Here is a 23,714-nt window from a genome sequence, read left to right as displayed (position 1 = left end):
GAGACGGTGAGCGATCACAATTCCAATGTCCCATGTCAATGGAGCTTTGGCTGCTTCGAATCAAACTACACTCGTTTCTTTCTGTTATTAGCCGCTGTGTTCCGAGGAATTTGTGCCGCAGCCTTTACTCACGCAACCTGACAAGTCAAAAGAGCCGCCGAGCGGTGGCGAGCCTCTCCTACCTAGGCCGCCGCTCATTCGCTCTGAGGTGGAATGGTTCAAGCCTCCATTAATTGAAGCTGAATCGTCCAGAATGGCGCCTCAAGTAATACTTTCTCGGTGGGTTCTCTCGGAACCAGCTTCTCCGATAGAATTCTCTTCCAGTGGCGCAGAAGACGCCCACATGCTTATATGTTCTCGCAAGCCGGCGAGAGGCGAGTGGCAATTCGGTGGTAAGCCGTTTTATAGAGGCTCTGCTTCTGCCGACTCGCTCTGGATCAAAGAGCCATTTCAAGAGGCTCGGGCAATATATTATGAGGGTTTCACCTCCTTCCGAGTGTATCTGCCTCAAGCTCTGTTGGCTGAGTGTTATGAAACGGCATATGGCCGCCTTCCCAATGAAGCACTGGTTTTATCGAAGACAAAACGTGTAGATTGCCCCACTCTCAAACACCTCGTCCGAATGTTGGTTGACGTCGATGATAATGGTGGTCCAGCTGGACCGGTATTTCTCGACGGCGTAAGTTTGGCCATTGCGTCTCGCTTGTTAGCCCTTGACTCGAAGAGAGCGCAACTCAATTTTTCTGGAAAAGAGCCCTCGGCACTGTTAAGATGGCGGCTAAATCGGTCGATCGAATACATCGAGGCCAACCTCTTGAAGCCGATATATCTGATCGAGCTTAGTAATGCCGTTGGACTTTCACGAATGCACTTTGCGGCTCAATTCCGCGCAGCCACCGGCTATACGCCAAATCGGTACATCCTTCGGCGAAAGATTGCTCACGCACAGACCCTCCTCCGAAATCCTTCGATGTCAGTCGTTCACGTCGCGCTCGAACTTGGATTTAGAACGCAAGCCCATTTCACATTTGTGTTCAAGAGTATTGTCGGATATCCTCCCGCTTACTGGCGGAAGCATTTGTCATAACCATGATCCCATGGCGTTCCAAATAGAAGCGAAGTTAAGCCGTAAGAGAATTTGTGATCGCAATATTCTTGCGATAAAACGGCGATATAGCATTTCTGTCAAGAGGGCCTAAAACGGGGGCCGCTTTGATAGTGGCTGAGAAACGCAAAAAGGTTTTTTGATTCGAACCGAAGGGCTCGTCTCAAAGTGAAACTTTCGTTGATAGTCACATAGATCTGAAAGCTGACGGAACAAAAGCTGCTCTCCACTCAACAAGACTAAGGATAACTCCGGCCGCAGCGCTTTCATCTAGCGAATAGACTCGCACTCGCATGGAAGAGTTGAGCTTTGCAGAGCCAGCGACGTTTACGCTTTGCAGCAACATGCACTTTGGACGACTAATGAGGGCAGTTTTACATTAAGGCCTTATGCTTGCAGCAAACAGGCTTCATGGAAAAACCCAACGAAAAATCCCGCGATCTGTTCCCTGGCGCTCTGGAGATCATGATCCTGGAGTCGTTGCGCCAACACCCCTCCCATGGATATGCGCTCGTTCAGCACATCCAGGAGCGCTCCAACAACTTGCTTCAAGTTGAGGAAGGCTCACTCTACCCAGCTCTTCAGCGCCTGTTGAAAGCCAACCTGGTCACGGCTGATTGGACTATTTCTCCTTCCACGAATCGCCGTGTGCGAATTTATCAGATGACGCGCGCCGGCCTGCGCCATCTCGATCAAGAGATCTCCAGCTTTGACCGCATGCTGGAAGGTATTCAGATGGTCCTGGGTCCCGCACGACGGTCGGCTAGCTCCTGAGGAGGTCGCAGCATGAACTGGTTTCATCGCATCTTCCGTCGTCGCCTTTATGATGATCTCGGGGAAGAACTCCGTCAACATATCGAAGAGAAGACCGAGCAGCTTATGCGCACGGAGAATCTGTCCCGCACAAAAGCGGAACAGGCAGCGCGCCGCGCGTTCGGCAACGTCACGCTCATGGAGCAGCGTAGCCGGGAGACGTGGCAATGGCCTGCCACGGAAAATCGATCGCGGCCGACATCCAGTTCGCGCTGCGCCAGATACGGAGATCGCCGGGCTTCTCCGTTGCTGTCATTCTGCTACTGACCCTGGGCATCGGATTCTTCGGAACGCTTGCGCTGGTCCTCGCCGCTGTCGGCATCGGAGCGCCCTTTCTCTGCCTCTTGCGTCTTAGGACAGACACTGCTTCACTGCAGATTCTGCAATATTCTACGGCCTTCGCTTCGCCGGAACGGTCTTGCATCAGATGACCGCGCGAAGGGCAACTGCCATGCCTGCACGTGCGGTCTTGAGAGCACCAACGACCGTCCCGCCGGCTGCGACCGTGTGCGAGAGTGCCGAGCTCCTCCGTTTTCCCGGATGCTCGAAAGCGACGGCCTCGATCTCACCACCGAAAAGGGTGTGGCTCTCTTCCAACCGATCGAGTGCGGCGTTCAACTCTGCGACAACGACCTCGGCTTCATCGGCAACGACGATCACATCCACGCGGATTTTCTTGTATAGCATCGGAATACCCCTGCCTCCAATTTTATGCCTCCCAGCTCCAAAGCACTCCGCAAGCGACTAACCCGGGATTAGCTGCGGCAAAAGGAAACACCCGATGCGCTGCGTGATGTTCGCGGCTAATCGGGTGTAGTCTGGTAAAAGGTTTGCAGGTTCTGCGCTGGACTACTTGACGACGGACTGGAACAGCGGCGAGGTGAGGAGACTGGCGAACTGGCTGTCGGATGAAGAGTAGTCGACGGTCAGGGTGCCGGCGTTCGAGTCGATCGTGGTCTGGTCGAGCGCGGACTTTTCGAGCGGCGAGCCAGAGGTCTTCTTCATGATCGATATACCCTTCATCAGGGTGGCGGCGGTGGCGGCGGTGAGGGTGTCGGACATGACGACAGCCATGTCGAACTTGACGCCGTTCTGGAAGTCCATGGTGTAGCGGCTGCTCTTCATGCGGTTGCTGACGGTGTCGTAGTCGGTGAGCTGGGCGGCGTCGCCGAGCACGCTCTTCATCATGGTCTGGGTGCCCTTGGCGTCGAGCAGGCTCCATACGGCTTTGGAGTCGACAGCTGCCATCTCGTTAACCATGTCGCCGTTGGCGAGGAAGTCGGCAGTCATGCCGTCGCGTGCGTCCATCGCCTCTTTGACGGCCTCCCTGTCGCCAAAGACCATGGTGGTCTGGTTGAGGAAGACGACGCTCATGCCGGAGGTGCCCATGGGATAGATGGCGTTGTTGCGGAGCATGACGGGCTTGACCTTGTCCTTGGTGAAGTGGGCCATGATCTCGCGGGTGTGGAACTGGCCCTGGGCGATGCCGACGGTGCGAGTTCCCTGCCCGGCGGCGTCACGGAAGGCGGCGAAGGCGAGAACGTCGGCGTCAGAGTCGACCTTGAGGCCGGAGCTCTTGAGGGCGGTCTCGAAGCGCTTGAGTTCTGGGGGGAGGACGCGATCCTTCATCTCCATGGCGGCGGAGGAGTTCTGCATCGCCCTGTAGTCAACGACGATCAGCTGCTGGATCTCCTTGGGAATAGCGGACTTGGCGTCGCTCGAGAGCTGGGCGGCGGTGGCAAACGATGGGGCCACGATAGATGCAACGGCAATGGCCGCGGTGAATAGGTTGTGCTTAATGGTGTTCATGATTCCCTTTACTCCTTGGACTACGTGGATTGTAGCTCCGTTAGCTCTATTCTTCCGTGAATACGCTTTAGAGGCAAGACTGGATGTGGGCCAGGTTGGTTAGCAGGGTTGCACCTTTTGTGGTACCTGAAGCCTGTATTAGCTGGAGCGACGAACTAGGGCCAGGCGATCGGCGAATCCAGCTTACGCTCGAGCACCTTGTCGTCGGGGTCGAAGCCGGTGATCTGGCGCACCCACTCGGCGCCCTCCTCATAGGCCGCCTGGGGGATGAGTCCGATCAGCTCCGCGTCTTGGATGAGGACGCCGTGACGCTGGGCGAGATGGTGGACGGTAGCGTAGACGTGGTGCATAGGCGTGATGCGGAAGTCAGTAACGTTCATACTGACCTGGGCGCGGCCGTTGGCGAGGACGCCGATGGCTTTAACGCCGTGGAGACCGCCGTTGGCGGCGCGGATGTCGCGTGCGATGGCGCGTGCCGCGGCGATGTCCGGCTGCTGGAGGTGAATGTTGTAGGCGATGAGGAAGCTGCGTGCTCCGACTGCGCTGGCTCCCGCGGTGGGATGGAGATCGGGACCGCCGATGTCGGGGCGGCGGGCAGCGTCTCGGCGGGAGGCGTCGCGGAGGCCTTCGAACTGGCCGCGGCGGACGTCTTCGAGCAGAATGCGGTCAGGGCGGGCGGCTGCGGCTCCGTAAAAATACACCGGGACGCCGTAGCGGCGCCAGATGAGCAGGCCAGCCTGGCGGGCAAGAACGGCGCACTCCGCCAGCGAGGCTCCGCTAACGGGGATGAACGGGATGACATCGGCCGCGCCTATGCGGGGGTGGACGCCATTCTGGGTGGTGAGATCGATGAGCTGGGCGGCCTTGCCGGCGGCGCGAACGGCGGCTTCGACGATGCCCTCGGGCGAGCCGGCGAGAGTAATGACGGAGCGGTTGTGGGCGGTGTCGAGCGACCAGTCGAGCAGACGCACGCCATCCACCTGGGTAGCGGCGACGATCTGGCGGACCCGGGCTTCATCTGTGCCTTCAGAGAAGTTGGGAACGCACTCGATGATGGCTTCTGGATTCATAGGAACTCGGTGTGAGTTACTTCCACCAGCTGTAGCCGAGCGAGAACTGGACGCTTGCGTTGACGCCGGGATTGCGGTCTCCCAGAGAGGCGCTGGAGATGTGAACGGCATTGGCGCTGAAGTCGATGGAGCGGCGGGAATGGATGAAGTAGTGCATCCCTACGCCTCCCTGCGGGGTGAAGTTCCATACGCTGGCGTCGGCGTTGGGACCGTCGTTCTGTGAGTTGTACGGCGCGCCACCAAAGGCAGGGTACTTGTGATTGGTCCAGAGGAGGCCTCCGGCTGCTTGTCCCCAGAAGGACATGCGTTTGGTACCGACGAGGTTCCAGCGAAGGATGATGGGCGTGATGGAGGCTCCGGTGTAGGTGCCGCCCACGGTGTACAAGGGTGTGCATTGCTCCGGAGTTCCGGGCGGGTTGATGCAAAACGGACGCTGAAACTTCGGCGTGTAGGACTGCCAAAAGGGAAAGACTTCGACGGCGTACTCGAAGTTGCCGCGCAGTGGGCCGTGCCCCATGTTGGAGGTGAGGACCTTGCCGGCGTGAACGCCTGCAAGAAGGAACTTGAAGCCGCCACGGTTCTCAGTGACGCCGAAGCCACCCTGAACGAGAGCGCCAATTTCAAGCGGCTGATGTCCGGAGACATCGTCGTGGAAGGGGGTGGCGTCGGTGCTGACGACGGCCTGGCCGTTGGCAATGCGTGAGAGGCACAGGAGAGCAAAGGCGCAGACTGCGGCCGTTCCGACACGTTGAAGATGCTTGATCACTCGATAGCTCCGATTACAGGGACAGGTGCAGAAGAAGGCCGCCGATGAACGGCGGCCGTGGAAACTTAGCTACCGTGGAAGTTTAGTGACTCGCATTGGCGACTGCGGCTTCGTCGAAGTCGAAGTTGGAGTAGACGTTTTGCGTGTCGTCCAGGTCTTCGATGGTCTCAAGGAGACGGATCATGGCATTGGCCTGTGAGCCTTCCAGCTTGGTGTAGGTGGAGGCGATCTTCGTGACCTCGGCGTGGTCGGTGGCGATCTTGGCAGCCTTGAGGGCTTCGGTGACAGCCTCGAAGTCCTTGGGGTTGGTAAGAACCTCCCAGTGTTCGCCTTCGTCGTTGAGATCTTCGGCGCCCGCTTCGAGGACAATCTCGGTCAGCTTGTCCTCGTTTGCTTCGGACTTGGCGATGGTGATGACGCCCTTCTTGGTGAACATCCAGGCGACAGCGCCGTCCGCCCCGAGGTTGCCGCCGTTCTTCGAGAAGGCGTGTCGGATCTCGCTGACGGCACGGTTCTTGTTATCGGTGAGGACGTCGATGATGACGGCAACGCCACCGGGACCGTAGCCCTCGTAGGTGATCTCCTCGTAGTTGACGCCTTCGAGCTCGCCGGTGCCGCGCTGGATGGCGCGCTTGATGTTGTCGGCAGGCATATTTTCGGCCTTGGCGGCTGCGATAGCTCCACGGAGCCTTGGATTTCCGTCGGGATCGCCGCCTCCGCCTGTCTTGGCGGCGATGGTAATTTCCTTGATCAGGCGTGTGAAGATCTTGCCGCGCTTCGCGTCCAGCGCGCCCTTCTTATGCTTAATTGTCGCCCATTTTGAGTGGCCGGACATGGACTACCTCGGTGGTGATTTTGCGCAGGTTGAAGCCTGTGCGACGTTGCGATTTTAGCATGTTGTGCGGGGTCCATGCTTCGGACGCGGTCTCCACGGAAGAGGTTACGAAGCGGGCTTGCCGCAGCCGTGGAGGACCGAAGGCCGATCGAATTCTCTATACTGGAGACATCATGACTCCGCGACCAAACGCCGCAGCCCCGACTGAGATTCAGGCTGGAACTAAGACTGGGACCGACGCCGGGATCACCATCGGAGTCCTGGCCTTGCAGGGCGCTTATGAGGCACATGCTAAGGCGCTGGCGAGTCTTGGCGTTACCACCAGGTTGATTCGGACCCCTGCCGAACTGGTCGAACCATCACCGCTTGATGGACTCATTATTCCGGGCGGCGAGTCGACCACGATGCTTAAGTTTCTCGAGCGAAACCAGTTTCTCGACGTGCTCTCGACCTTCGTTCTGCAGACGCCAACGTTCGGCACCTGCGCGGGAGCAATTCTGCTTGCCAAAGACGTTCAATCCCCTGCCCAGACCTCGCTCGCGGCGATGGATATGACGGTGGAACGGAATGCGTATGGCCGGCAGATCGACTCCGCCATTTTGACCGCGCCAACGGAGTTGCCGGGCGGGCCGCTGGAGATGGTCTTTATCCGCGCTCCACGCATTACGCGTACGGGGCCGGAGGTGGAGGTGCTCGCCAGCCGGGATGGATTCCCTGTTCTGGTCCGCGAGGGACATCTTCTGGCTGCGACGTTTCATCCGGAGCTGAGCGGCGATACACGGGTCCACCAGTTCTTTCTGGACGTGGTGCGGAAACGAGCTGCGGTTCAGGTTTAGGGTGCGGCGTTACGCCTTTTTTATGGCAATCCGGCTAGTGTCGACTGATGAAGTTTCGTCCAGCGACGACCAGAGTTATCAAGCCGGGCAGGTCGAGTAACCCATTTGTCCTATTTACCGGCAGTCGAAAACACTCTGAGGATAGCTCCGGCGAGCCGTTTTCCACGTTCCTGACCACAGCGCTGCTCGCTCTTGTGGCTGCGTTGATCTTCGGTTGCATCTACGCCTTCGTTAAGGGAAAGATTGGCTGAAGATCGCTTTGGGCAAGGGATCTGGTAGCAGGCAGTATCCTTGAGGTGTGATCCTTACCAGCACGTTGCCGTTGGTCGCACGCCTGCATGTAGTGGCTGCCTTCCTAGGTCCGTGGGGGCTTCCTCCTAACGCGAGTGAGCACGGCCTGGCGCTCGATCATCATCTACTGTTGAACCTCTGGATCGCGCTCGGTCTCCTCGTCCTGATACATGTGATTCTAGGCGTCGGGCTTTTGGGCGGTCGCCGAGCTGAGCCTGCCGACCTGTGGCGCGTCGAGTACCTTCCACTAGCCGCGCTGGCAATTCTGTTTGCATTTCTCACTGTGAAGGCCGAGCGCCTGTGGGCCGCCGCGCGCTACACCGGGGCCGATCCTGCGGCGCTGCAGGTCGAGGTCACGGGTGAGCAGTTTGCGTGGTACTTCCGTTATCCGGGGCCGGATGCGACGTTCGGCCCCACGCGGGCTCAGCTGGTTGCTCCCGGCGAGGGCAATCCGCTGGGAGTTGATCCTGCCGATGCGCATGGCGCGGACGATGAGGTGACCTCGGAGCTTGTCCTGCCTGCGGGTCGGGAGGTGGATCTGCGCCTGAAGGCACAGGACGTGATCCACGGCTTCTCCGTCCCTGCGATGCGGTTGAAGCAGAATGCTGTTCCGGGGCAGACGATTCACATCCACTTTACGCCGACGACGCCAGGCACCTACGCGATCCTTTGCACACAGCTCTGCGGTCTTGGCCACTACCGGATGAACGCAACGCTGCGAGTTCTGCCGCCGGATGAGTTCGCCAGCTGGCTGGCGTCTAAACGGAGGGCTGCTCCATGAGTCCGGCAGACGCAACACGGCAGCAGTCCTTCTTCAGGAGCAGGCTGTTCACCACCGATCACCGCGTCATCGGCGTCCAGTACCTTGTGCTTGCGCTGGTCGCGGTGGCGATAGGAACTGTGCTCTCGTTGCTTATGCGAATTCACCTGGTGTGGCCGGACTGGCCGCTGCCGCTGCATGGACCGATCCTGCCTGAAGACTATCTGGCGCTGGTGACCATCCACGGCACCATCATGCTGTTCTTCGTCCTGACGACGGCACCGCAGGCAGGCTTTGGCAACCTGATTCTTCCGGCCCAGATCGGCTCCCGGGGCATGGCCTTCCCTTTTCTCAATGCTGCCAGCTTCTGGATGACGGCGGTGGCACTGCTGACGCTGCTCAGCTCGACCTTTGTCCCTGGCGGCGCGGCTATCTCCGGCTGGACAGCCTACCCGCCCTTGAGCGCGATTGCCAGCGCCGGTCCAGGCCAGGCAATGGGGATGGATCTCTGGCTGGCCTCGATTGCGCTCTTTGCGGTCGCCTCCACCGCGAGCTCCATCAACATCCTGACGACCATCATTCGCAACCGGTGCCACGGCATGACCTGGGAGCGTCTTCCGCTGACGGTGTGGGGATGGTTTACGGCGGCACTGCTCAGCGTTATCGCGTTCTCGGTGCTGCTGGCGGCGATCCTCTTACTCTTCTGCGATCGTCACGCGGGCACAAGCTTCTTCCTTCCCACCGGCGACCTCGTCAACGGTGTTCTTCATCGCGGCGGCGACGGCAGTCCCCTGCTCTGGCTTCATCTCTTCTGGTTCTTCGGGCACCCGGAGGTCTACATCGCGATCCTGCCGGGAATGGGGCTTACGTCGATGGTGCTTGCGAACTTCAGCCACCGACGCGTCTTCGCCTATCGCACGATGATCGCGACGACTCTGCTGATCGGCTTCCTCGGCATCCTGCTCTGGGGACACCACATGTTCGTGGCCGGTCTCAATCCGTTCGCAAGCTCGGCCTTCTCGGTCTCGACGATGGCCATTGCGCTACCAGCCGCCGCGAAGGTACTGAGTTGGCTAGCCACCACCTGGCGCTCAAGCCCGACATATACCACCGCCATGCTCTTCGCGCTCGGGTTCGTCAGCCTCTTCATCACAGGCGGTCTCACCGGGCCGATCCTCGCCCAACCCATTCTGGATGAATACCTGCACAACACCTTCTTCGTCGTGGCTCACTTTCATCTCATCATGGCCATGGCCGGCATCTTTGGTCTCTATGCTGCGACGTACTACTGGTTTCCTCTGTTGACGGCTACGCGCAGCCATCCCGGCCGCCTGCTCTCGGAGCCGCTTGGAAGATGGCACTTCTGGTTGACGCTGGTGGGAGCGTACGCCACGTTTCTGCCGATGCACTTTACCGGACTGGCCGGCGAGCCCCGCCACTATGCGCAGCTTACCGGAGTTCCCGGCGCTGGGGGCGCATTAAGCCCCGCCGGAGCGCTGCTCTCTCACACTCTCCCACTCAACCTCCACATCACATACGCGGCTATCTTTCTGGCCTGCGCACAGATTGTCTTTCTCTTCAACCTGATTCGCAGTCTGCGGCGAGGCGTCGTCGCGCCGCCGAACCCGTGGCAGGCTACAACCCTCGAATGGCATCCAGCTTTTAATCCTTTTCTGGCGGCAACCGCATCCCATATACAGGTGATTGCCGTTCATCGCGCTCCCTGCCACTACCAATCCAGCCCCTCCGGAGAGACGTTTCTGCCGCAGTGGGAACCTGATATTGTCGTGCAAGCTGCACTCGAGAGCGCCATAAACCCGAAACCGGAGTAAGCTGTTCCACAAGGTGTTCCCGAAGAGAGACCCCGATGCCGGCGACCATCACGCCCAATAAAACGGAGCCGGAACGCAAGCGCCGGTTAGAAGACCACGACAACGGCTCAGGCCGTCGTCCGCCGACCGACAAGCGCACCGGGGGGGGCGGGGACGGCGATAACTGGAACGAACGCAGCCGCGGTCATCGCGGTCCGTACGAACGTCTTCACCGCTACCGGATGGGGATCTTCTTCGCCCTCGCCAGCGACCTGATGTTCTTCGTCGCCATAGTTAGCACCTTCTTCGTGAATCAGTCGACCGGACACTTCGACGCCTATAACCACTATGTGAACGAGTGGCTGCCGACGGCCATTCCGCCGATTCTGTGGCTCAACACGGCAATTCTGCTGCTGAGCTCGGTCACGATGGAGATTGCGCGCCGCAACATGTTCCGCGAGACCGACGTGATGGATGAGTGGCTGGGGCTTGGGAAGCCAATCACGCGCCGTGCCCTTCCCTGGCTGTCGGCTACCATCGTGCTCGGAATGCTCTTCCTCGCGGGTCAGTGGGTGGCGTGGCGTCAACTCGCGATCCAGCAGATATTCTTCCGCACCAACCAGAGCAGCCACTTTTTCTACCTGATTACCGGCACACACGCGCTGCACTTGTTTCTTGGGATCGGTGCGCTGCTGGCTGCGTTCACAGGGCTCTACGTCTCGCGCCAGCTGGAGACACGACAGATTCTGGTGGACGGCGCCGCGTGGTACTGGCACGCTATGGGCATCCTCTGGCTCTTCCTCTTTGGACTGCTGGCCTTCTTTCAATGAGAACGTCTCTTCAGGATGCGGTACTGCTCACAGCGCTCGTTATGTCCGCGCCGTTCGTCCATGCGCAAGGCTGCACGCAGTGTCAGGACAACACCGCTGCCACGCCGCCGCGAACCCAGGCCGCGTACCGTCACGCAATCATCTTCATGACGGTGAGCGCCGGGAGCCTGTTCCTGGGTACGCTTCTTCTGCTGAAGCGGCAGCGCTAATTTTTGATGGCGTTTCTGGTGGGACTTAGTACGGCACGCCCTTCTGGCGCTCTGCTTTCATCGCTCTCATGTACCAGTCGAACTCGTCGAAGAACTTGCCGGTATTCTCCGCCAGCTCCTGCGTCAGAGCTTTGCCGTCGTGGCTTAGAGACTTGTCGACCGCGGGTATCGGCTGCAGCGAAGGGATCGACGGCATACCTGCCTCGGCCAGAAGAGCACGCAGCTGCATCGCGGCCCTCACACCACCGAACGGTGTGGTGGAATAACAGATGATCGCCGATGGGCGGAAGAAATACTCCTCCAGAAAGTAGTCGATCAGGTTGGTCATCGCGGGCGGAATGGAGTGGTTGTACTCCGCGCTGACGATGCAGAAGCCGTCCACGCGTTCGTATAGCTCAGCCAGTGGAGCAAGCTTAACTCGCAGATCCTTGTACTCGTCCGATGTGTCCTTCTTGAGTTCCTTCCACATCTTGTCCAACATGGGCAGCTTCAACTCAGCCGCATCCACCAGTACCGCCTCGTGTCCCCGTCTTTCGAGCTGCGCTATCGCCCACTTCGCAGCTCGACCTCCCATACGATCGCTTCGTACCGAACCAAGCAATACCGCAACAACCATGAATCTCACCTCGTACCGGGTAAGATGTGTCCTGCGCTCGCGAGGCTTTACGAACAGACGAGATTTTTCATCGCCTCATCAAGCTTCGATTTGAGCAGAGGAAAAGAGTAGGTAGGATTGTTGATCTTTGCTCGTGATGCGATGTTCTAAGAAACGCGAAGCCGAGGCGGCGGAGTCGCCGACATCCCGGCTTCATACGAACGACTAGCGCTTCTTCTTTGCTGTCTTTGCCGGAGCTTTTTTCGCCGGAGACTTCTTGACGACGGCAGCCTTCTTCGCTGGAACTTTCTTCTTTACAACGGCTTTGACCGGCGCTTTCTTCGGAGTAGCCTTCGCAGGTGCTTTCTTGACTGCGACCTTTGCCGGGGTCTTCTTCGCAGGAACCTTGACAACCGCTTTCTTTGCCGGAGCTTTGGCTGGTGCCTTCTTCGCTGGCGCAGACTTCGCCGGAGGAGTCGCCTTCTTCGCGGGTGTGGCTGCTTTGGCGGGCGCCGAAGTCTTTGCAGGTGCGGCCTTCGCGGGAGCTGCCTTTACCGCAGGGGCTGTCTTTGCTGGTGCGACGCTCTTCGCAGTGGTTGCGCTCTTCGCCGGGGTCGCAGCCTTTGCCTCGGATCCATCGGGAGACTCAGCGGCGGCCGCGTCAGACGCTTCACCATCCACCACGACTGCAGCCTTCTTCCTGCTCTTCGCCGGCTTCGCGTCCTTCTTCGCGACTCGGGGCCTGCGCAGATGCACCGGAGGCGGGGGAGCGGGAGGAGAGTACGGCTCGAGGTACGCCTTCATCTCTTCCACCGTTCCCAGCTTTCCGTCCATCAACTCAAAGAAGAGCTTGTCGACCAGTTCGTCATAGCCAGGCAGTTCGGGAACGATTCGCATCTCCTGCATCAGCGCATAGGGCACTCTCTGCTTCGCCGATCCCCATTCGCTGAAGAATCCCTTGAACTTTGCCTGAATACTTGCGTTTTTCGAGGTATGCGCTACCCACAGGACTGACTCCGGCGCGGCGGCATACAGCATCTTCCACGCCTGCGAGGGCGATGTCGCAGCCTTTCCGGACAACTCCGCCGCAAATGCCTTGCCCTCGTTCTCAAGGGATTCGATCTCGGAGACAAAACCCTGCCGCGGAAAGCTCTTCTTCAGCGTCTCGACATCCTTCGGAGCCATCTTCGCCGTCAACAGGGGGAAGTTCGCCGAGGCGGTCTCGGGGTGAATTCCCTGCATCTGCAGTTTGGTCTGGCTGTCGCGCAGGCGTTCCAGTTCCGCCACGTTCGCCTTGGCTACCGATAGAGCGGGTGAGAGATGTTTCATCCAGCCTTCGGACTCCAGCCGCTTCAACACCCGTAGCGGGTCCTCCTCGTGGAAGATCTCTTCGGTCTCGTAGCCGCGATGGAAGTCGTCCAGCGCCGAGATGTAGTTCTCCTGCTTGCCGGTCTCATACCGGGTCTGGGTCTTCTCGTCCATCTGCCAGCCCAGTCGCGCCATCAGCCTGGCTGCCCGAACCATGCGGATCGGGTCTTCGATGAAGCCGTAGTTGCTCACCAGCCTCAGCTCGCGATTCTCAATGTCAGCTACGCCGTTCAGCGGGTCCATCAGCAGGCCATAGGAGCCATCATTGAGCGAAATCGCCATCGCATTGGCGGTAAAGTCCCGCCGCCGGAGGTCGTCCAGGATGGTCGCCGGTTTGAACACGGGTTTGCCGGGCTTCGGATAGGTGGCTGACAAAGTGCTGCCAATCTCCATGCGCACACCACCCGGAAACCGTACAAACAGCGCCTGTCCGGCTTCAGACTCTCCGGAGATTGCGCCGTGTACTTTCTCTATATCTTTCTTTAGCTTGAGGGCATTTCCCTGAACCACGACATCAAGATCGCGCACAGGCGATCCGCTGGTCATGTCACGTACTGCGCCACCCACCAGAAATACAGTAAGTCCCTTGGTTCTAGCTACTTCGCGTATAGCAAGCAGCGCTGCCCTCTGGGCTTTCGACAGGCGATTCTCGAGCAGGTAGATGTAGTCGGCCATAGCTGGTACGTTTACTCCAAGTAAATATCCGAACCGGTACACGCAAACCCGCCGAAGCTATACCATAAGCTCAGACGAATCAAGCGTTTATAAAGGACACAACAGCTAAACGCAAAAGGCCAATGTAACACAGCATTAGCGAATTGACTACCTTTTCTGCACCTTTCTCGCTGCGGCTGCGGCATCCATGCGACAATCCGCGAGGCTTATGTCATCCGCTCACAAAAAGGTCATTATTCGTCGCTTTACGGGAGAGACCCTCCCAGGCTATCTGCCGCTCTCGAGCTTTGTACGCAACCGCTCGGTCGATCTGCTGGACTTAAGCGGCCGGGTTATCTCCCTGCCTATCAATGATATCAAGCACATCTGCTATGTGCGCGAGTTCAATTTGAACGATTCGGTCAACCCGGAGCGGCTACTACGGAGAACGTTTCTTGCCCGGCCGCGCACGGAGGGTCTCTGGCTGCGAATGATGTTCCGTACAGGCGATGTTCTGGAAGGACTTGCGCCCACGGACGCGACGCTTCTGGACGACCTTATCCAGGACTCCGGCCTCCACCTGACGCCGCCCGATACGCGGTCCAATACGCAGCGCATCTTCGTTCCGCGCAGCTCCCTCACCGAGCTCCAGCTCATCGCTGTGATCACCTCACCGTCGCGTCGAAAACCGCTTCCCGCAGCCTCTGTTCCGACGATGCAGGAAGACCTGTTCAACGACCTCGTCCCACCAAATACTCGCCCGAACTAATGAATAGGGTTTAGGGATCACCAGGCCGGTCAATATTCGCTGTTCCACTACAATCGACCCCATGCCATTCCATGCAAAGTCGATGACGCTGGCCGAGCTTGCAACCCATCTCGGAGCTGTCCTGGAGGGTGACCCAGCCGCCCGTATCACTCGCGTCGCCGGAATCGAGGATGCCGTTGCAGGCGATCTTGCCTTTGTCGCCAATCCGAAGTACGCCTCCCTGGCTCACACCACAAAGGCGACGGCTGTTCTGGTCGAACCTGGCTTTCCCGATATCTCCGCCGCCACGCTCCGGCTCAAAAATCCTTACCTGGCCTTCGCCCGGGCTATTGAACTTTTTTATCAGCCGCCAGCCTACGCCCCCGGTATCCACACTACGGCTGTAATCGCGGCCAGCGCACGCATCGGGACCAACGCTCATATCGGTGCCTACGCCGTCGTCATGGATCACGTCGTCGTCGGCGATAACGCGGTGATTCTTCCCCACGTGGTTCTTTATCCTTACGTCCGCGCTGGAGATAACCTCTTCGTTCATGCACACGCGGTCGTTCGTGAGCACTGCCAGCTTGGGGACAACGTGATCCTGCAGAACGGAGCCATCATTGGAGCCGACGGCTTCGGCTTCGCCAAACAGCCAACCGAGGGTCCGGGTAAGACCTGGTACAAGATTCTGCAGTCTGGTCCCGCGATCCTCGAAGATGCGGTTGAGATTCAGGCCAACGCCTGCATCGACCGCGCCTCGATCGGCGAGACCCGCATCCATGCCGGAGCCAAGGTGGATAACCTCGTTCAGGTTGGCCACGGTTCGACGGTGGGCGCTGATACCCTGCTCTGCGCCCAGGTCGGGCTGGCGGGTTCAACGATCATCGGCCGAGATGTCATTCTTGCGGGACAGGTGGGGGTCGCGGGTCACTGTACGATCGGCGACGGAGCCATTGCGACCGCCCAAAGCGGTATCCCGGGCGATGTCGCGGCGGGAAAGGTGGTCAGTGGGTATCCTGCGATCGATAACCGACAGTGGCTGCGGTCTGTGACTCTCTTCAATCGCCTTCCTGAGGTCCTTCGGGAGATAAAATCCAAACTAAAATAATCAAAGAAGTGGTAACTTTAGTTCGATTAAGCATCAATAGGTGAAGGCGTAGCGTCCGCATGGAAGAGGGTTAGCAATGGAAACTTCCGATAGTCCTGACTACGTTTCGGAGTACACACAGCCTGTGGCGAGCCGGCCGGTTCGTGTCCTCCTGCTCGACGACGATCCCGACAATCTGTTTCTTCGCGCTTCGATTCTCCGGCAGCATGGCTACCAATCGGTTCCGGCAAACACCATCGAGGAGGCCACAGAGCTTTTAGACGGCATCGACATCGCCGTACTGGACTACCACCTTGGAGCCGGGCAGTTCGGGACAGAGGTGGCTGCGCTTCTACGTCGGCGCAGGCCTCACGTGCCGATCATCATTCTCTCCGCTACCCTCGACCGCTACTTTGGCGGGGTCGAGGATATGCATCTGCTGAAGGGTCACAGCTCGGTCGAAGACCTTCTGGACGCTCTCAGCTCGCTGGAGGCCAAACGGCGTGGTGCTCCGGTCGTGGTCGATGCGCGCGACTTCTTTTATTCGCGCATCTCGATGGCCATCGGCTCCGACGTCCTCGTCCAAATCTTCGATGAACGTGGTATCTGGCAGTATTGCAACGAGGCTGTCGCCGACTACCTGAGTCAGCCGCGCGATTGGTTCATTGGCCGCAACATCGGGCAGGAGCTTCCGACGCTCATTCGAGATTGGGGCGAGGTGATCCAGGCAGTCTGTCACACCCGCGAGACCTACATCGACCGTACGCGCCGCGGGCTGCTCAGCGAACAACGACCCGGAGAGCAGTTCTTTACATGGAGTGTCCTGGCATTCCCGATCACCCTTCACGACAATCGATCGGGCGCTGTGCTTACGGCGCGCATTCTGGATAAGTTGCCTGGCCGCTCTTCAGAGATGCTTCCCTTCTTGTAGGCGCACGGACGTTCAATTGGCCGTGAAAGATGGTGGGCTGACGACCATGTGGAACTCCACACCATCACTGCCTGATACCCTTGAGTCTTATGCAGTCTCTGCCGAAGTTCGTACTCCTCGCCGCTCTTATCGCAACCACCGGCTGCCGGTCTCCTTACATCGAAGCGACGGTGAGCAACCGTACCGGCCAGGCAATTGAACTGGTGGAGGTGGACTATCCGAGCGCGAGCTTCGGTACCCAGAACTTAGCGCCGGGAGCTGACTTTCACTATCGATTCAAGATTCTAGGGTCCGGGCCAACGAAGATCCTCTATACCGATAGCACGCACAAGGATCACAAAGCCGACGGTCCTTCCTATCAAGAGGGCGCTGAGGGGCGATTAACCATTACCATCTCCTCCACAGGCGTCAGCTGGCAGGCTGTACCTGCTTCTTCGACCCATTAAGCGTTTAATCTAAGTCCGGAGAGCTGCCGTGCGTCTCCCTGTCTGACGGCATACTCGTAGGTCCACCTTAGCCCTTATAACCCAAGCTCTTTTTGGGCATGCACACAATGCACGGATTCTTCTTCCACGCTGCAGCGAACCCCTATCCGCATAAGAGGTCGTGCGCTCCATCTGCGGTAAGCTGGTAGCTATGCCGCGCGGATATTTCATTACTTTCGAAGGCCTCGACGGCTCCGGCAAGACGACGCAGCTTCGCCGCTTGGCCACTACGCTTGAGGCTGAAGGTCACGGTGTCGTCACGCTGCGGCAGCCGGGTGGTACGGCTCTGGGCGACCGCATCCGCAGCGTGCTGCTCGATTCGAAGTCCGAGGCTGCGCTTGGGCCTATCGCTCCCGCCGCCGAGATGGCGCTCATGTTCGCCGATCGTGCTCAGTCCATCGCCGAGGTGATTTTGCCTGCGCTTTCGGACGGAAAGATCGTCCTATGCGATCGCTACACCGACTCCTCCGAGGCCTACCAGGGTGGAGGGCGGGAGCTTGGCAGTGAGCGCATCCTCGCCATGCACGCCGCGACATGCGACAATCTGCAGCCGGATCTGACGCTGCTGTTGCTACCTCCGCTCGAGTCTTCCCTGCACCGCGCTCGTCGCCGCAACTCCCGGCACATCCAACAGCATGGCACGGACGAAAACCGTTTCGAACGCGAGGGTAGGCTCTTCTATGAGCGCATCTACAAAAAATATGAAGAGATTGCTCTACGCGAACCACACCGGATTGTTCCCATCCGCGACGAGGCGCCCATCGAGGAGATAGAAGACTGCATCCGCAAGATCGTCTCGACGCGTTTGGCAAATCGAACATCATAAAGTAGAGCGAATCATCTTTCGCTGCTCGCAAATTCTCTCTCTTTTCCTTCGATCACTGTTCCATCGAATCGAGCCAATCAAGCACTATGACTACACCACCTCCTACCCTCGAAGCTCCCCCAGAGGAGATGCTTACTGATGATGTTCAAGGCCCCTGGCGCATGCCACCAGGCCTGCGGCGTTCGCTTCCCTTCTACGCCTTCAGACCGTGGGTGAAGCTCGGCAGTCCGATCCTACTCTTCGAACATCTGCTGACGACTTACGGCAACATCGCCTGCTACCGCTTCATGGGCACGCCGATCGTCTTCATCAACGATCCTGATTACATCCGCGAGATTCTAATCAACCAGGCGTCAAGCTTCGTCAAAGAGCGCACCGTGCGCCGCATGAAGGTGCTGCTCGGCGAAGGGCTCATCACCTCCGACGATCCCATCCATATGCGCCAGCGAAAGATCGCCGCGCCGGCCTTCCATAGGCAGCGCATCAACGCGTATGCCGATCAGATTGTCTCCTGTGCGGCCAATCAACGGAGCGCCTGGCGATCCGGCCAGGAGATCGACATCGCCGCGGCCAGCATGACGCTCTCATTGGAGATCGTCGCTCGCACGCTCTTCAACACCGAGGTCACCGACAACATTCGCAGCATCAACGATGAGGTGAATACCATCATGGGCCTCTACAGCTTCATCGTCGCCTTCCCAAAGATCGAGTCTGTCCTTCATCTGCCGATTCCGGGCATCATGAAGTTTCGCCGTTCGAAGACGCGCCTTGATGCCGTCGTGGATCGTCTCATTCGCGAACATCGAGAGTCTGCGGCTCGGGGAGAGCCTGACAAAGGTGACCTTCTCTCCATGCTACTTGCCAGTAAGTACGAGGGAGACGACGGTGTATCCCAGGGTGGCATGTCTGATGAACAGGTTCGCGATGAGGTTCTCACCATCTTCCTCGCTGGATATGAGACAGTTGCGAACGGACTCGCTTGGACTTGGTATCTGCTCAGCCAGAATCCCGAAGTCGAAGCGAAACTCCACGCCGAACTGGACACAGTGCTTGGCAACGGCCCGGCGAGCAGCGCGAACGCACAGCGTCTGCCCACGCTTGCCGATTATCCAGCGCTTCGGTATACCGAACAGGTCTTCGCCGAGTCCATGCGTCTGTACCCGCCAGCTTGGGCGATGGGCCGCATGTCCACGCGGCCTGTCGTGCTGGGGCCATACCGCATTCCGCCCGGCGCGCACTTCTTCTTTAGCCAATACATCCTGGGGCGCGACGCGCAGTACTTTCCCGACCCGCTCCGATTTGATCCTGACCGCTTCACTCCGGAGAAGAAGGCCGCGCGTCCCAAATTTGCTTACTTCCCCTTCGGCGGAGGTTCTCGCCAGTGCATCGGCGAGAGCTTCGCGTGGATGGAGGGCGTCTTTTCGATCGCTACCATCGCCCAGCGTTGGCGGATGTCTTATTTGGACGCAGCACCGCCACAGGTGCAGGCGAAGATTACATTGCGCCCACGCTACCCGCTCCGCATGAAGCTGGTCGCGCGCTAGCGGCGAGGCAACGACGCGTTATGGGATCCGGAAGACCAGACCGGTGCTGACGGTGAAGAGATGCGATGCGGGCAGGCTGTTAGTGCCGCCGAAGTCTCCGCTGTTCACGGTCGAGACTGAGCCGTAGCCAAGCTCCACCATGCGGAAGTCCACATGCTTGGCCAGCGTGTAGTCGACGCCGCCGAGGATGTCATATTCAAACCTGTTCAGGCGGAGCGTGCTGGTGGGCGGCTTTGTGGTTCCCAGACCGATCGACAGCTGCACGTATGGTTTGAAGGAGTTCGCAAGCGGCTTCGAGGCTACCCGGCCGCCAACGAGAAAACTGTTCAGGGAGGCGTTGTTGCTCTTTACGAAGCCGTCGCGAAGGTCGACACTTGCAACGATGTTCTGGTTCTGAAAGAACTCATAGTAGCCACCGATGTTGACGCCATAGAACGTGCGTCCCTTGGTGTTATCGCCAAGAAAAGCGAAGGGGCCGGTGTCGGTCTCCGAGTTGCTCACGTGTATGCCGATGGGATTGACATACACACCCACCTGGGCGTGGGCGGCGATGGTTGCAACAGCGAACGCGAGACAAAAAACGAGAGACCGCAATTTCATAGATACCAATCCTCTAAGGGTGTAAACCGATTATGCTGACCAAAGGCAGGCAATAGTTTCAAGTTTATTGCCGTACCCGTCTCTCCAGTCTAACCAAAGGAAGGGATGAATCTCCGGCGCCTATGCGATATGGTCGATTTCAGACGGAAAATCCTGCTTGCATCGCTTCTCTTCCGTCGCGACACTTCACTGGTTCCCGCAGTCTCCGAGGCATCTGACAGGATATGAACGTTCGATCACGCCTCTTCCTCGCCTGCCTTCTGCTGGCTCTTGCATCCTCAGGATTCGCTCAGGCCCATCCGTCCCCTGCCGAGCAGGCGCTGCTGCAGATGGCCAACCAGGCGCGTGCACAACATGGCGCTGCTCCACTGCAATGGGACGCATCCCTGGCGAAAGCGGCCCGTGCGCACGTCGTCTACATCGTCCGCGAGAGTGGTGACCTGTCGCACCAGTATCCGGGCGAACCGGACCTTGCCGCTCGTGCCGCCAATGCCGGAGCGCACTTCGGGACCGTCTCAGAGAACCTTGCACGGCACGCCCAGACGCCAATTGAGCTTCATCAGACCTGGATGAGTACACCAGTTCACCGTGGCAACATTCTCGATCCTCAGTTGAACGCCGTTGGTATCGCGGTCGTCGAATCGCAGGGTTTTCTCTACGCCGTGGAGGACTTCGCACGCGACGTTCCCGTGCCGCAACACGGCGATATCGAGCGACAGGTCGCCCAGCGTCTGCAGCAGCACGGCATCGCCCCGGCTGCTTCGAACGAGGACGCCCGGAAGACCTGCGCGTCTCCGCAGAGCACCGTCGGCACTCCGAAGCTTGTAATCCAATGGGATGGGTCCGATCCGACGCAGCTGCCGGACGTTCTGCTGCAACAGATCGCCACCGGAAAGTTTACCTCCGCCGCTATCGGGGCTTGTCCGAGCCAACCATCCGGGCAGCAGTTCACCACCTACCACGTGGCTGTCTTGCTCTACTGAGTTGGATCTGGAGCGTGTCTGTGTGCCTCTGTTGGTGGTAGATCCTGCTCGGAGACGATCTTCCACCGCCCATCGAGCTGCTTTAGCCTCAGCCGCGACGTTACGGATCGCTCGGAGATCTCGTGCGGCAGGACCTGCGACATGATGTGCTTCACCAGACGGATCGTAGCCTCCGATCCGGCCTGTTTTTCAACAACCATGTTGTCCATCCTGACCGTCCAAAGTCCCTTCCGGTTTTGAATAGCGGCTTGCTTCGCTTCGATCAACCGATCCTTGGATACGTTGGATTGGCCAAGATAGTTTTGGACTGGATTAGCGTAAAAAGAAGCCTGATTGACCGGATCGCGGGATCTTATAGCCGCAGCCCACTCCTGTAACCAGGAGGCGGGATCCTGCACGTCGGAGCCGTAAGGAACCGCAGGGGACGGCATCATTGCATCTTTTTCTGCGGTCTTCCCATTCTCAGCGGATTGAGACTCCTTCACTGTGACCGGTTGCTGCGAATGGGGTGAAGCCGAGAGAAGATGAACATTTCCGTGCCAGAGCCGCAGAGAGAAGACGCCAGCGATAACGAGAATAAAAGCCAGCAGCACGGAAGCAAGTACCGCTCCTGAACTCTTACGCGAAGCGGGTTCTTCCGAATTTGCCGACTCTTGCTCTGGCTTATGCGTACTTGGCAGGTCCGTGAGTATTTCATCATCTGCGTCGACGGACGCGGGTATGTTGTGCGCAATCGATACGGGAGAATCAGCGATCAGGGGTGATACGCCTGCGGTTTGCTCTGTGAGGTAATCATCAAGCAGAGAATTTTCACAGGCCTCCGGCTCTACGGAGGGCGGGACTTCAACCAGCGTAATTATTGCTGGTGCATCGAAGCTTGAACTATGAGCAGAGGCTCGCTTAGCATCCAGATCCAACTGCATCTTCATGTCGCCAAAGACCTGCTCTAATTTCGAGCGAACCACGGCATCCTGGGGCATATCGCCGAGAAGCGCGGATGCCTGAAAGTTCACATCCGCACTGATGATGGTCCTGTCGTCTTCGGCATTGACGCAAAGTACAGTAGTGTCGTGACGGTTCATGGTTCGTGGTGAAGGGCCGAGTCCGTGCATGGTGATCTGGTGGCCATATCGCTCCACCTCACTCGAAACGTTGCGCAGGCACATCTCGAGTGCTCGGAGCACCATCTCTGGATCGCGCACAGCAACTGTTTCGCTGGTCTGGAATCTCACGGAAAACTCTCTCTACCGGACAGGGGTGACGGCGTCCGGTGAAGCCGACAACAGATGAGCGTGCACGATGAAACGTCTCGGAGCGGCGCCCACGTAGTCAAACGGGAAACAGGTTACTAAGGTCAGTTCGGGTCTTTGTCCAGTTGCCAATACCTCGACCTTGTCCGGAGTGACAACTTCGGTCGAGTCTACTGCGTAGTGATAGGTTCCACTCGAATCAGTCAGACGAATGTCCATCCCAGTGGCGATCTTTCGCAATGGCCTGAAGAAGGAGTCGCGATGCCCAACCAGTCCCACCGTTCCAAGGCCACCAGGCATCGCTGTCCCACGAACGTGTCCGACTCCCTTGCGAAGGCTGTCCGCGTCGTAGTCCGATGAGAAGGGCGCCGAGAGCGATAGAGCGGGAATATCGATCCTTCCAAAGAGATCGCTGCTTACGCTCGAAGCCGGCGTGTCAGAAGATACCGGCGAACCAACGATCTGCTTCGCGGAGACGTCAAACTCTCTTGCACGCAGCCCGACAAAAACGCAGTATGCGACACACAGAAAAGCTACCGCGTAGAGTGCGCGCTCGATGTGGGAGACGGCCCGCATGTAGGTTCCTACTGCGATACCTTCGCGTCGATCGCTGAGTGCTTATACGCTCTCATGCCGGATAGGATCACCGCACCAAGCAGAGACGAAAGGCCTACCAGCCATACCAGCGGCATCTGACTGGCAGTGTGGGGCAACGCAGCGATGACAGGCTTGTGGCTTACACTTGCGATCTGTTCATATCGCTCCGCTTTGATGCTGCCGGCATGGTCTCCTGGACCTACCTGTTGCAGCGAGAGAAGCCACAAGGTCAGAAGTTGCATGTCGCTTTGTGAGAGGGTTTTGTCCGATACTTTGCCTTCGGACTCCGGATCAACCGCAGGCACCTTTGCCGGATTCGCAGTGGCAATTGCGACTGCCTCTGCCTTCGGATAGACGAACTCGACAACAGAGAGCGCGCCGGGGAAGTACCATCCTTTTACGTAGGTGTTTCCATCTGCTGGGTTGGCCCACTTCACTGCGCCCGCGCTTGTAGGTTTGGAGATGCTGCTGTTCGGTAGACCAATGAACTCTGACTGCACACTGCCGTCGGCTGCATCGACTTTGAGGATGATGCGGTCCGAAAGCCGGTTGAGAACGTGGATCGAGTAGGAGCCCGGCTGTAGCGTTGCGCCGGGTATCTTCAGCGGCGAAGGGACGGTGAACTCGGAGGACTTGGACAACGGAGCCGCTGTAAGTACTGGAACTGCCAGCAGTATAAGAGTGAGAGAACAGACTAGGGACTTTATCGTTGGTATCTTCATGTTCATCATGTCTCCGGTGAATCCTGGAAGTTGAATCCCTGGGAAGTCGACCTGGCCCTGAGTACATATGTTGTACGCTTCCAGCAGTGCTTTAGGTTTGCTGAAGTGCAGGAAAAACCCTATAAACACAATCGATTAACAGCTTGGTAACCATGTTTAGAAGCAAAGGTTCACTAAAGTAATTTG

The 23,714-nt window shown here is 58.4% G+C and carries 26 protein-coding genes; 15 read left to right on the top strand and 11 right to left on the bottom strand.

Annotated features, from left to right (window positions below; all coding sequences use genetic code 11):
• Nucleotides 1-253: 253 nt before the first annotated feature.
• The 3 genes from GSQ82_RS25840 (at nucleotide 254) to GSQ82_RS20925 (ending at nucleotide 2,185) form a co-directional block, all read left to right on the top strand.
• Nucleotides 254-1,087: a helix-turn-helix transcriptional regulator gene (locus GSQ82_RS25840; protein WP_371417247.1), complete on the top strand. Its 834-nt coding sequence runs from the start codon at nucleotides 254-256 to the stop codon at nucleotides 1,085-1,087.
• 429 nt (nucleotides 1,088-1,516) lie between these two features.
• Nucleotides 1,517-1,879, top strand: a complete 363-nt coding sequence (locus tag GSQ82_RS20930) for a PadR family transcriptional regulator (protein ID WP_158794201.1) — start codon at nucleotides 1,517-1,519, stop codon at nucleotides 1,877-1,879.
• A 12-nt stretch (nucleotides 1,880-1,891) separates the two neighbouring features.
• Nucleotides 1,892-2,185, top strand: coding sequence for a permease prefix domain 1-containing protein (locus GSQ82_RS20925; protein ID WP_158794200.1), 294 nt, complete (start codon nucleotides 1,892-1,894; stop codon nucleotides 2,183-2,185).
• A gap of 156 nt (nucleotides 2,186-2,341) precedes the next feature.
• On the opposite strand, the gene GSQ82_RS20920 is transcribed toward GSQ82_RS20925, so the two are convergent.
• From GSQ82_RS20920 to GSQ82_RS20900, 5 genes are all read right to left on the bottom strand, one after another.
• On the bottom strand, nucleotides 2,342-2,605 hold the full coding sequence (locus tag GSQ82_RS20920; protein WP_158794199.1) for a hypothetical protein: 264 nt from the start codon (nucleotides 2,603-2,605) through the stop codon (nucleotides 2,342-2,344).
• A gap of 162 nt (nucleotides 2,606-2,767) precedes the next feature.
• Nucleotides 2,768-3,727, bottom strand: coding sequence for a hypothetical protein (locus GSQ82_RS20915; RefSeq protein WP_158794198.1), 960 nt, complete (start codon nucleotides 3,725-3,727; stop codon nucleotides 2,768-2,770).
• Nucleotides 3,728-3,882: 155 nt separating this feature from the next.
• A complete protein-coding gene (gene ftcD, locus GSQ82_RS20910) occupies nucleotides 3,883-4,797 on the bottom strand; it encodes a glutamate formimidoyltransferase (RefSeq protein WP_158794197.1) in 915 nt (304 codons plus the stop codon).
• Nucleotides 4,798-4,813: 16 nt separating this feature from the next.
• Nucleotides 4,814-5,563 carry an acyloxyacyl hydrolase gene (locus GSQ82_RS20905; RefSeq protein WP_254061813.1) on the bottom strand — a complete coding sequence of 250 codons (750 nt, stop codon included), beginning with the start codon at nucleotides 5,561-5,563 and terminating at the stop codon, nucleotides 4,814-4,816.
• Between the two features lie 82 nt (nucleotides 5,564-5,645).
• Nucleotides 5,646-6,398: a YebC/PmpR family DNA-binding transcriptional regulator gene (locus GSQ82_RS20900; protein ID WP_158794196.1), complete on the bottom strand. Its 753-nt coding sequence runs from the start codon at nucleotides 6,396-6,398 to the stop codon at nucleotides 5,646-5,648.
• Between the two features lie 173 nt (nucleotides 6,399-6,571).
• Between GSQ82_RS20900 and pdxT the strand changes: the two genes are divergently transcribed.
• The 5 genes from pdxT (at nucleotide 6,572) to GSQ82_RS20875 (ending at nucleotide 11,135) form a co-directional block, all read left to right on the top strand.
• Nucleotides 6,572-7,234, top strand: coding sequence for a pyridoxal 5'-phosphate synthase glutaminase subunit PdxT (gene pdxT / locus GSQ82_RS20895; RefSeq protein ID WP_158794195.1), 663 nt, complete (start codon nucleotides 6,572-6,574; stop codon nucleotides 7,232-7,234).
• Nucleotides 7,235-7,532: 298 nt separating this feature from the next.
• On the top strand, nucleotides 7,533-8,306 hold the full coding sequence (locus GSQ82_RS20890) for a cytochrome c oxidase subunit II (RefSeq protein WP_254061812.1): 774 nt from the start codon (nucleotides 7,533-7,535) through the stop codon (nucleotides 8,304-8,306).
• Entirely contained in the window at nucleotides 8,303-10,117 is a 1,815-nt protein-coding gene (locus GSQ82_RS20885) for a cbb3-type cytochrome c oxidase subunit I (protein ID WP_158794194.1), read from the top strand. Before GSQ82_RS20890 ends, GSQ82_RS20885 begins: the two co-directional genes overlap by 4 nt.
• Before the next feature lie 35 nt (nucleotides 10,118-10,152).
• Nucleotides 10,153-10,926 carry a cytochrome c oxidase subunit 3 gene (locus GSQ82_RS20880; RefSeq protein WP_158794193.1) on the top strand — a complete coding sequence of 258 codons (774 nt, stop codon included), beginning with the start codon at nucleotides 10,153-10,155 and terminating at the stop codon, nucleotides 10,924-10,926.
• A gap of 41 nt (nucleotides 10,927-10,967) precedes the next feature.
• Entirely contained in the window at nucleotides 10,968-11,135 is a 168-nt protein-coding gene (locus GSQ82_RS20875; protein ID WP_158794192.1) for a copper resistance protein CopC, read from the top strand.
• A 25-nt stretch (nucleotides 11,136-11,160) separates the two neighbouring features.
• Here GSQ82_RS20875 and GSQ82_RS20870 read toward each other — a convergent pair whose 3' ends face one another.
• Together GSQ82_RS20870 and GSQ82_RS20865 are read right to left on the bottom strand one after the other, a co-directional pair.
• Nucleotides 11,161-11,751: an NADPH-dependent FMN reductase gene (locus tag GSQ82_RS20870; RefSeq protein ID WP_158794191.1), complete on the bottom strand. Its 591-nt coding sequence runs from the start codon at nucleotides 11,749-11,751 to the stop codon at nucleotides 11,161-11,163.
• A 204-nt stretch (nucleotides 11,752-11,955) separates the two neighbouring features.
• Nucleotides 11,956-13,773, bottom strand: a complete 1,818-nt coding sequence (locus GSQ82_RS20865) for a CCA tRNA nucleotidyltransferase (protein ID WP_158794190.1) — start codon at nucleotides 13,771-13,773, stop codon at nucleotides 11,956-11,958.
• 208 nt (nucleotides 13,774-13,981) lie between these two features.
• On the opposite strand from GSQ82_RS20865, the gene GSQ82_RS20860 reads away from it, so the two are divergent.
• The 6 genes from GSQ82_RS20860 (at nucleotide 13,982) to GSQ82_RS20835 (ending at nucleotide 19,376) form a co-directional block, all read left to right on the top strand.
• Entirely contained in the window at nucleotides 13,982-14,521 is a 540-nt protein-coding gene (locus GSQ82_RS20860; protein WP_158794189.1) for a hypothetical protein, read from the top strand.
• An 82-nt stretch (nucleotides 14,522-14,603) separates the two neighbouring features.
• Nucleotides 14,604-15,611 carry a UDP-3-O-(3-hydroxymyristoyl)glucosamine N-acyltransferase gene (lpxD, locus tag GSQ82_RS20855; RefSeq protein WP_158794259.1) on the top strand — a complete coding sequence of 336 codons (1,008 nt, stop codon included), beginning with the start codon at nucleotides 14,604-14,606 and terminating at the stop codon, nucleotides 15,609-15,611.
• Between the two features lie 76 nt (nucleotides 15,612-15,687).
• The gene (locus tag GSQ82_RS20850; RefSeq protein WP_158794188.1) at nucleotides 15,688-16,521 is read left to right on the top strand and encodes a hybrid sensor histidine kinase/response regulator; all 834 of its coding nucleotides are present in this window, start codon (nucleotides 15,688-15,690) and stop codon (nucleotides 16,519-16,521) included.
• A gap of 89 nt (nucleotides 16,522-16,610) precedes the next feature.
• Nucleotides 16,611-16,967 carry a hypothetical protein gene (locus GSQ82_RS20845; RefSeq protein ID WP_158794187.1) on the top strand — a complete coding sequence of 119 codons (357 nt, stop codon included), beginning with the start codon at nucleotides 16,611-16,613 and terminating at the stop codon, nucleotides 16,965-16,967.
• 190 nt (nucleotides 16,968-17,157) lie between these two features.
• Nucleotides 17,158-17,832, top strand: a complete 675-nt coding sequence (tmk, locus tag GSQ82_RS20840; RefSeq protein ID WP_158794258.1) for a dTMP kinase — start codon at nucleotides 17,158-17,160, stop codon at nucleotides 17,830-17,832.
• Between the two features lie 86 nt (nucleotides 17,833-17,918).
• The gene (locus GSQ82_RS20835; RefSeq protein WP_254061811.1) at nucleotides 17,919-19,376 is read left to right on the top strand and encodes a cytochrome P450; all 1,458 of its coding nucleotides are present in this window, start codon (nucleotides 17,919-17,921) and stop codon (nucleotides 19,374-19,376) included.
• Between the two features lie 18 nt (nucleotides 19,377-19,394).
• On the opposite strand, the gene GSQ82_RS20830 is transcribed toward GSQ82_RS20835, so the two are convergent.
• Nucleotides 19,395-19,976 (bottom strand): outer membrane beta-barrel protein, encoded by a 582-nt coding sequence (locus GSQ82_RS20830; protein WP_158794186.1) that lies wholly within the window; start codon nucleotides 19,974-19,976, stop codon nucleotides 19,395-19,397.
• 224 nt (nucleotides 19,977-20,200) lie between these two features.
• Between GSQ82_RS20830 and GSQ82_RS20825 the strand changes: the two genes are divergently transcribed.
• Nucleotides 20,201-20,959 (top strand): CAP domain-containing protein, encoded by a 759-nt coding sequence (locus tag GSQ82_RS20825; protein ID WP_158794185.1) that lies wholly within the window; start codon nucleotides 20,201-20,203, stop codon nucleotides 20,957-20,959.
• Here the strand turns inward: GSQ82_RS20825 and GSQ82_RS20820 are convergent.
• From GSQ82_RS20820 to GSQ82_RS20810, 3 genes are read right to left on the bottom strand one after another with little or no spacing between them, the layout of a single operon-like run.
• Nucleotides 20,953-22,191, bottom strand: a complete 1,239-nt coding sequence (locus GSQ82_RS20820; RefSeq protein WP_158794184.1) for a hypothetical protein — start codon at nucleotides 22,189-22,191, stop codon at nucleotides 20,953-20,955. The two genes, GSQ82_RS20825 and GSQ82_RS20820, sit on opposite strands and share 7 nt — an antisense overlap.
• Before the next feature lie 12 nt (nucleotides 22,192-22,203).
• A complete protein-coding gene (locus GSQ82_RS20815) occupies nucleotides 22,204-22,785 on the bottom strand; it encodes a class D sortase (RefSeq protein WP_158794183.1) in 582 nt (193 codons plus the stop codon).
• 8 nt (nucleotides 22,786-22,793) lie between these two features.
• Nucleotides 22,794-23,528: a hypothetical protein gene (locus GSQ82_RS20810; RefSeq protein ID WP_158794182.1), complete on the bottom strand. Its 735-nt coding sequence runs from the start codon at nucleotides 23,526-23,528 to the stop codon at nucleotides 22,794-22,796.
• Nucleotides 23,529-23,714 lie beyond the last annotated feature (186 nt).

It is taken from the genome of Granulicella sp. L60 (assembly GCF_009765825.1).
GTDB lineage: Bacteria > Acidobacteriota > Terriglobia > Terriglobales > Acidobacteriaceae > Edaphobacter.
The sequence above is the reverse complement of the archived record's forward strand: the minus strand, read 5'-3'. Positions and strand labels throughout refer to the sequence as shown.

What these genes read in the sequence shown, in the direction of transcription:
- GSQ82_RS25840 (WP_371417247.1), top strand. Translation starts at nt 254, where the DNA reads ATGGCGCCTCAAGTAATACTTTCTCGGTGGGTTCTCTCGGAACCAGCT.
- GSQ82_RS20930 (WP_158794201.1), top strand. Translation starts at nt 1,517, where the DNA reads ATGGAAAAACCCAACGAAAAATCCCGCGATCTGTTCCCTGGCGCTCTG.
- GSQ82_RS20925 (WP_158794200.1), top strand. Translation starts at nt 1,892, where the DNA reads ATGAACTGGTTTCATCGCATCTTCCGTCGTCGCCTTTATGATGATCTC.
- GSQ82_RS20920 (WP_158794199.1), bottom strand. Translation starts at nt 2,605, where the DNA reads ATGCTATACAAGAAAATCCGCGTGGATGTGATCGTCGTTGCCGATGAA.
- GSQ82_RS20915 (WP_158794198.1), bottom strand. Translation starts at nt 3,727, where the DNA reads ATGAACACCATTAAGCACAACCTATTCACCGCGGCCATTGCCGTTGCA.
- ftcD (WP_158794197.1), bottom strand. Translation starts at nt 4,797, where the DNA reads ATGAATCCAGAAGCCATCATCGAGTGCGTTCCCAACTTCTCTGAAGGC.
- GSQ82_RS20900 (WP_158794196.1), bottom strand. Translation starts at nt 6,398, where the DNA reads ATGTCCGGCCACTCAAAATGGGCGACAATTAAGCATAAGAAGGGCGCG.
- pdxT (WP_158794195.1), top strand. Translation starts at nt 6,572, where the DNA reads ATGACTCCGCGACCAAACGCCGCAGCCCCGACTGAGATTCAGGCTGGA.
- GSQ82_RS20885 (WP_158794194.1), top strand. Translation starts at nt 8,303, where the DNA reads ATGAGTCCGGCAGACGCAACACGGCAGCAGTCCTTCTTCAGGAGCAGG.
- GSQ82_RS20880 (WP_158794193.1), top strand. Translation starts at nt 10,153, where the DNA reads ATGCCGGCGACCATCACGCCCAATAAAACGGAGCCGGAACGCAAGCGC.
- GSQ82_RS20875 (WP_158794192.1), top strand. Translation starts at nt 10,968, where the DNA reads ATGTCCGCGCCGTTCGTCCATGCGCAAGGCTGCACGCAGTGTCAGGAC.
- GSQ82_RS20870 (WP_158794191.1), bottom strand. Translation starts at nt 11,751, where the DNA reads ATGGTTGTTGCGGTATTGCTTGGTTCGGTACGAAGCGATCGTATGGGA.
- GSQ82_RS20865 (WP_158794190.1), bottom strand. Translation starts at nt 13,773, where the DNA reads ATGGCCGACTACATCTACCTGCTCGAGAATCGCCTGTCGAAAGCCCAG.
- GSQ82_RS20860 (WP_158794189.1), top strand. Translation starts at nt 13,982, where the DNA reads ATGTCATCCGCTCACAAAAAGGTCATTATTCGTCGCTTTACGGGAGAG.
- lpxD (WP_158794259.1), top strand. Translation starts at nt 14,604, where the DNA reads ATGACGCTGGCCGAGCTTGCAACCCATCTCGGAGCTGTCCTGGAGGGT.
- GSQ82_RS20850 (WP_158794188.1), top strand. Translation starts at nt 15,688, where the DNA reads ATGGAAACTTCCGATAGTCCTGACTACGTTTCGGAGTACACACAGCCT.
- GSQ82_RS20845 (WP_158794187.1), top strand. Translation starts at nt 16,611, where the DNA reads ATGCAGTCTCTGCCGAAGTTCGTACTCCTCGCCGCTCTTATCGCAACC.
- tmk (WP_158794258.1), top strand. Translation starts at nt 17,158, where the DNA reads ATGCCGCGCGGATATTTCATTACTTTCGAAGGCCTCGACGGCTCCGGC.
- GSQ82_RS20835 (WP_254061811.1), top strand. Translation starts at nt 17,919, where the DNA reads ATGACTACACCACCTCCTACCCTCGAAGCTCCCCCAGAGGAGATGCTT.
- GSQ82_RS20830 (WP_158794186.1), bottom strand. Translation starts at nt 19,976, where the DNA reads ATGAAATTGCGGTCTCTCGTTTTTTGTCTCGCGTTCGCTGTTGCAACC.
- GSQ82_RS20825 (WP_158794185.1), top strand. Translation starts at nt 20,201, where the DNA reads ATGAACGTTCGATCACGCCTCTTCCTCGCCTGCCTTCTGCTGGCTCTT.
- GSQ82_RS20815 (WP_158794183.1), bottom strand. Translation starts at nt 22,785, where the DNA reads ATGCGGGCCGTCTCCCACATCGAGCGCGCACTCTACGCGGTAGCTTTT.
- GSQ82_RS20810 (WP_158794182.1), bottom strand. Translation starts at nt 23,528, where the DNA reads ATGAAGATACCAACGATAAAGTCCCTAGTCTGTTCTCTCACTCTTATA.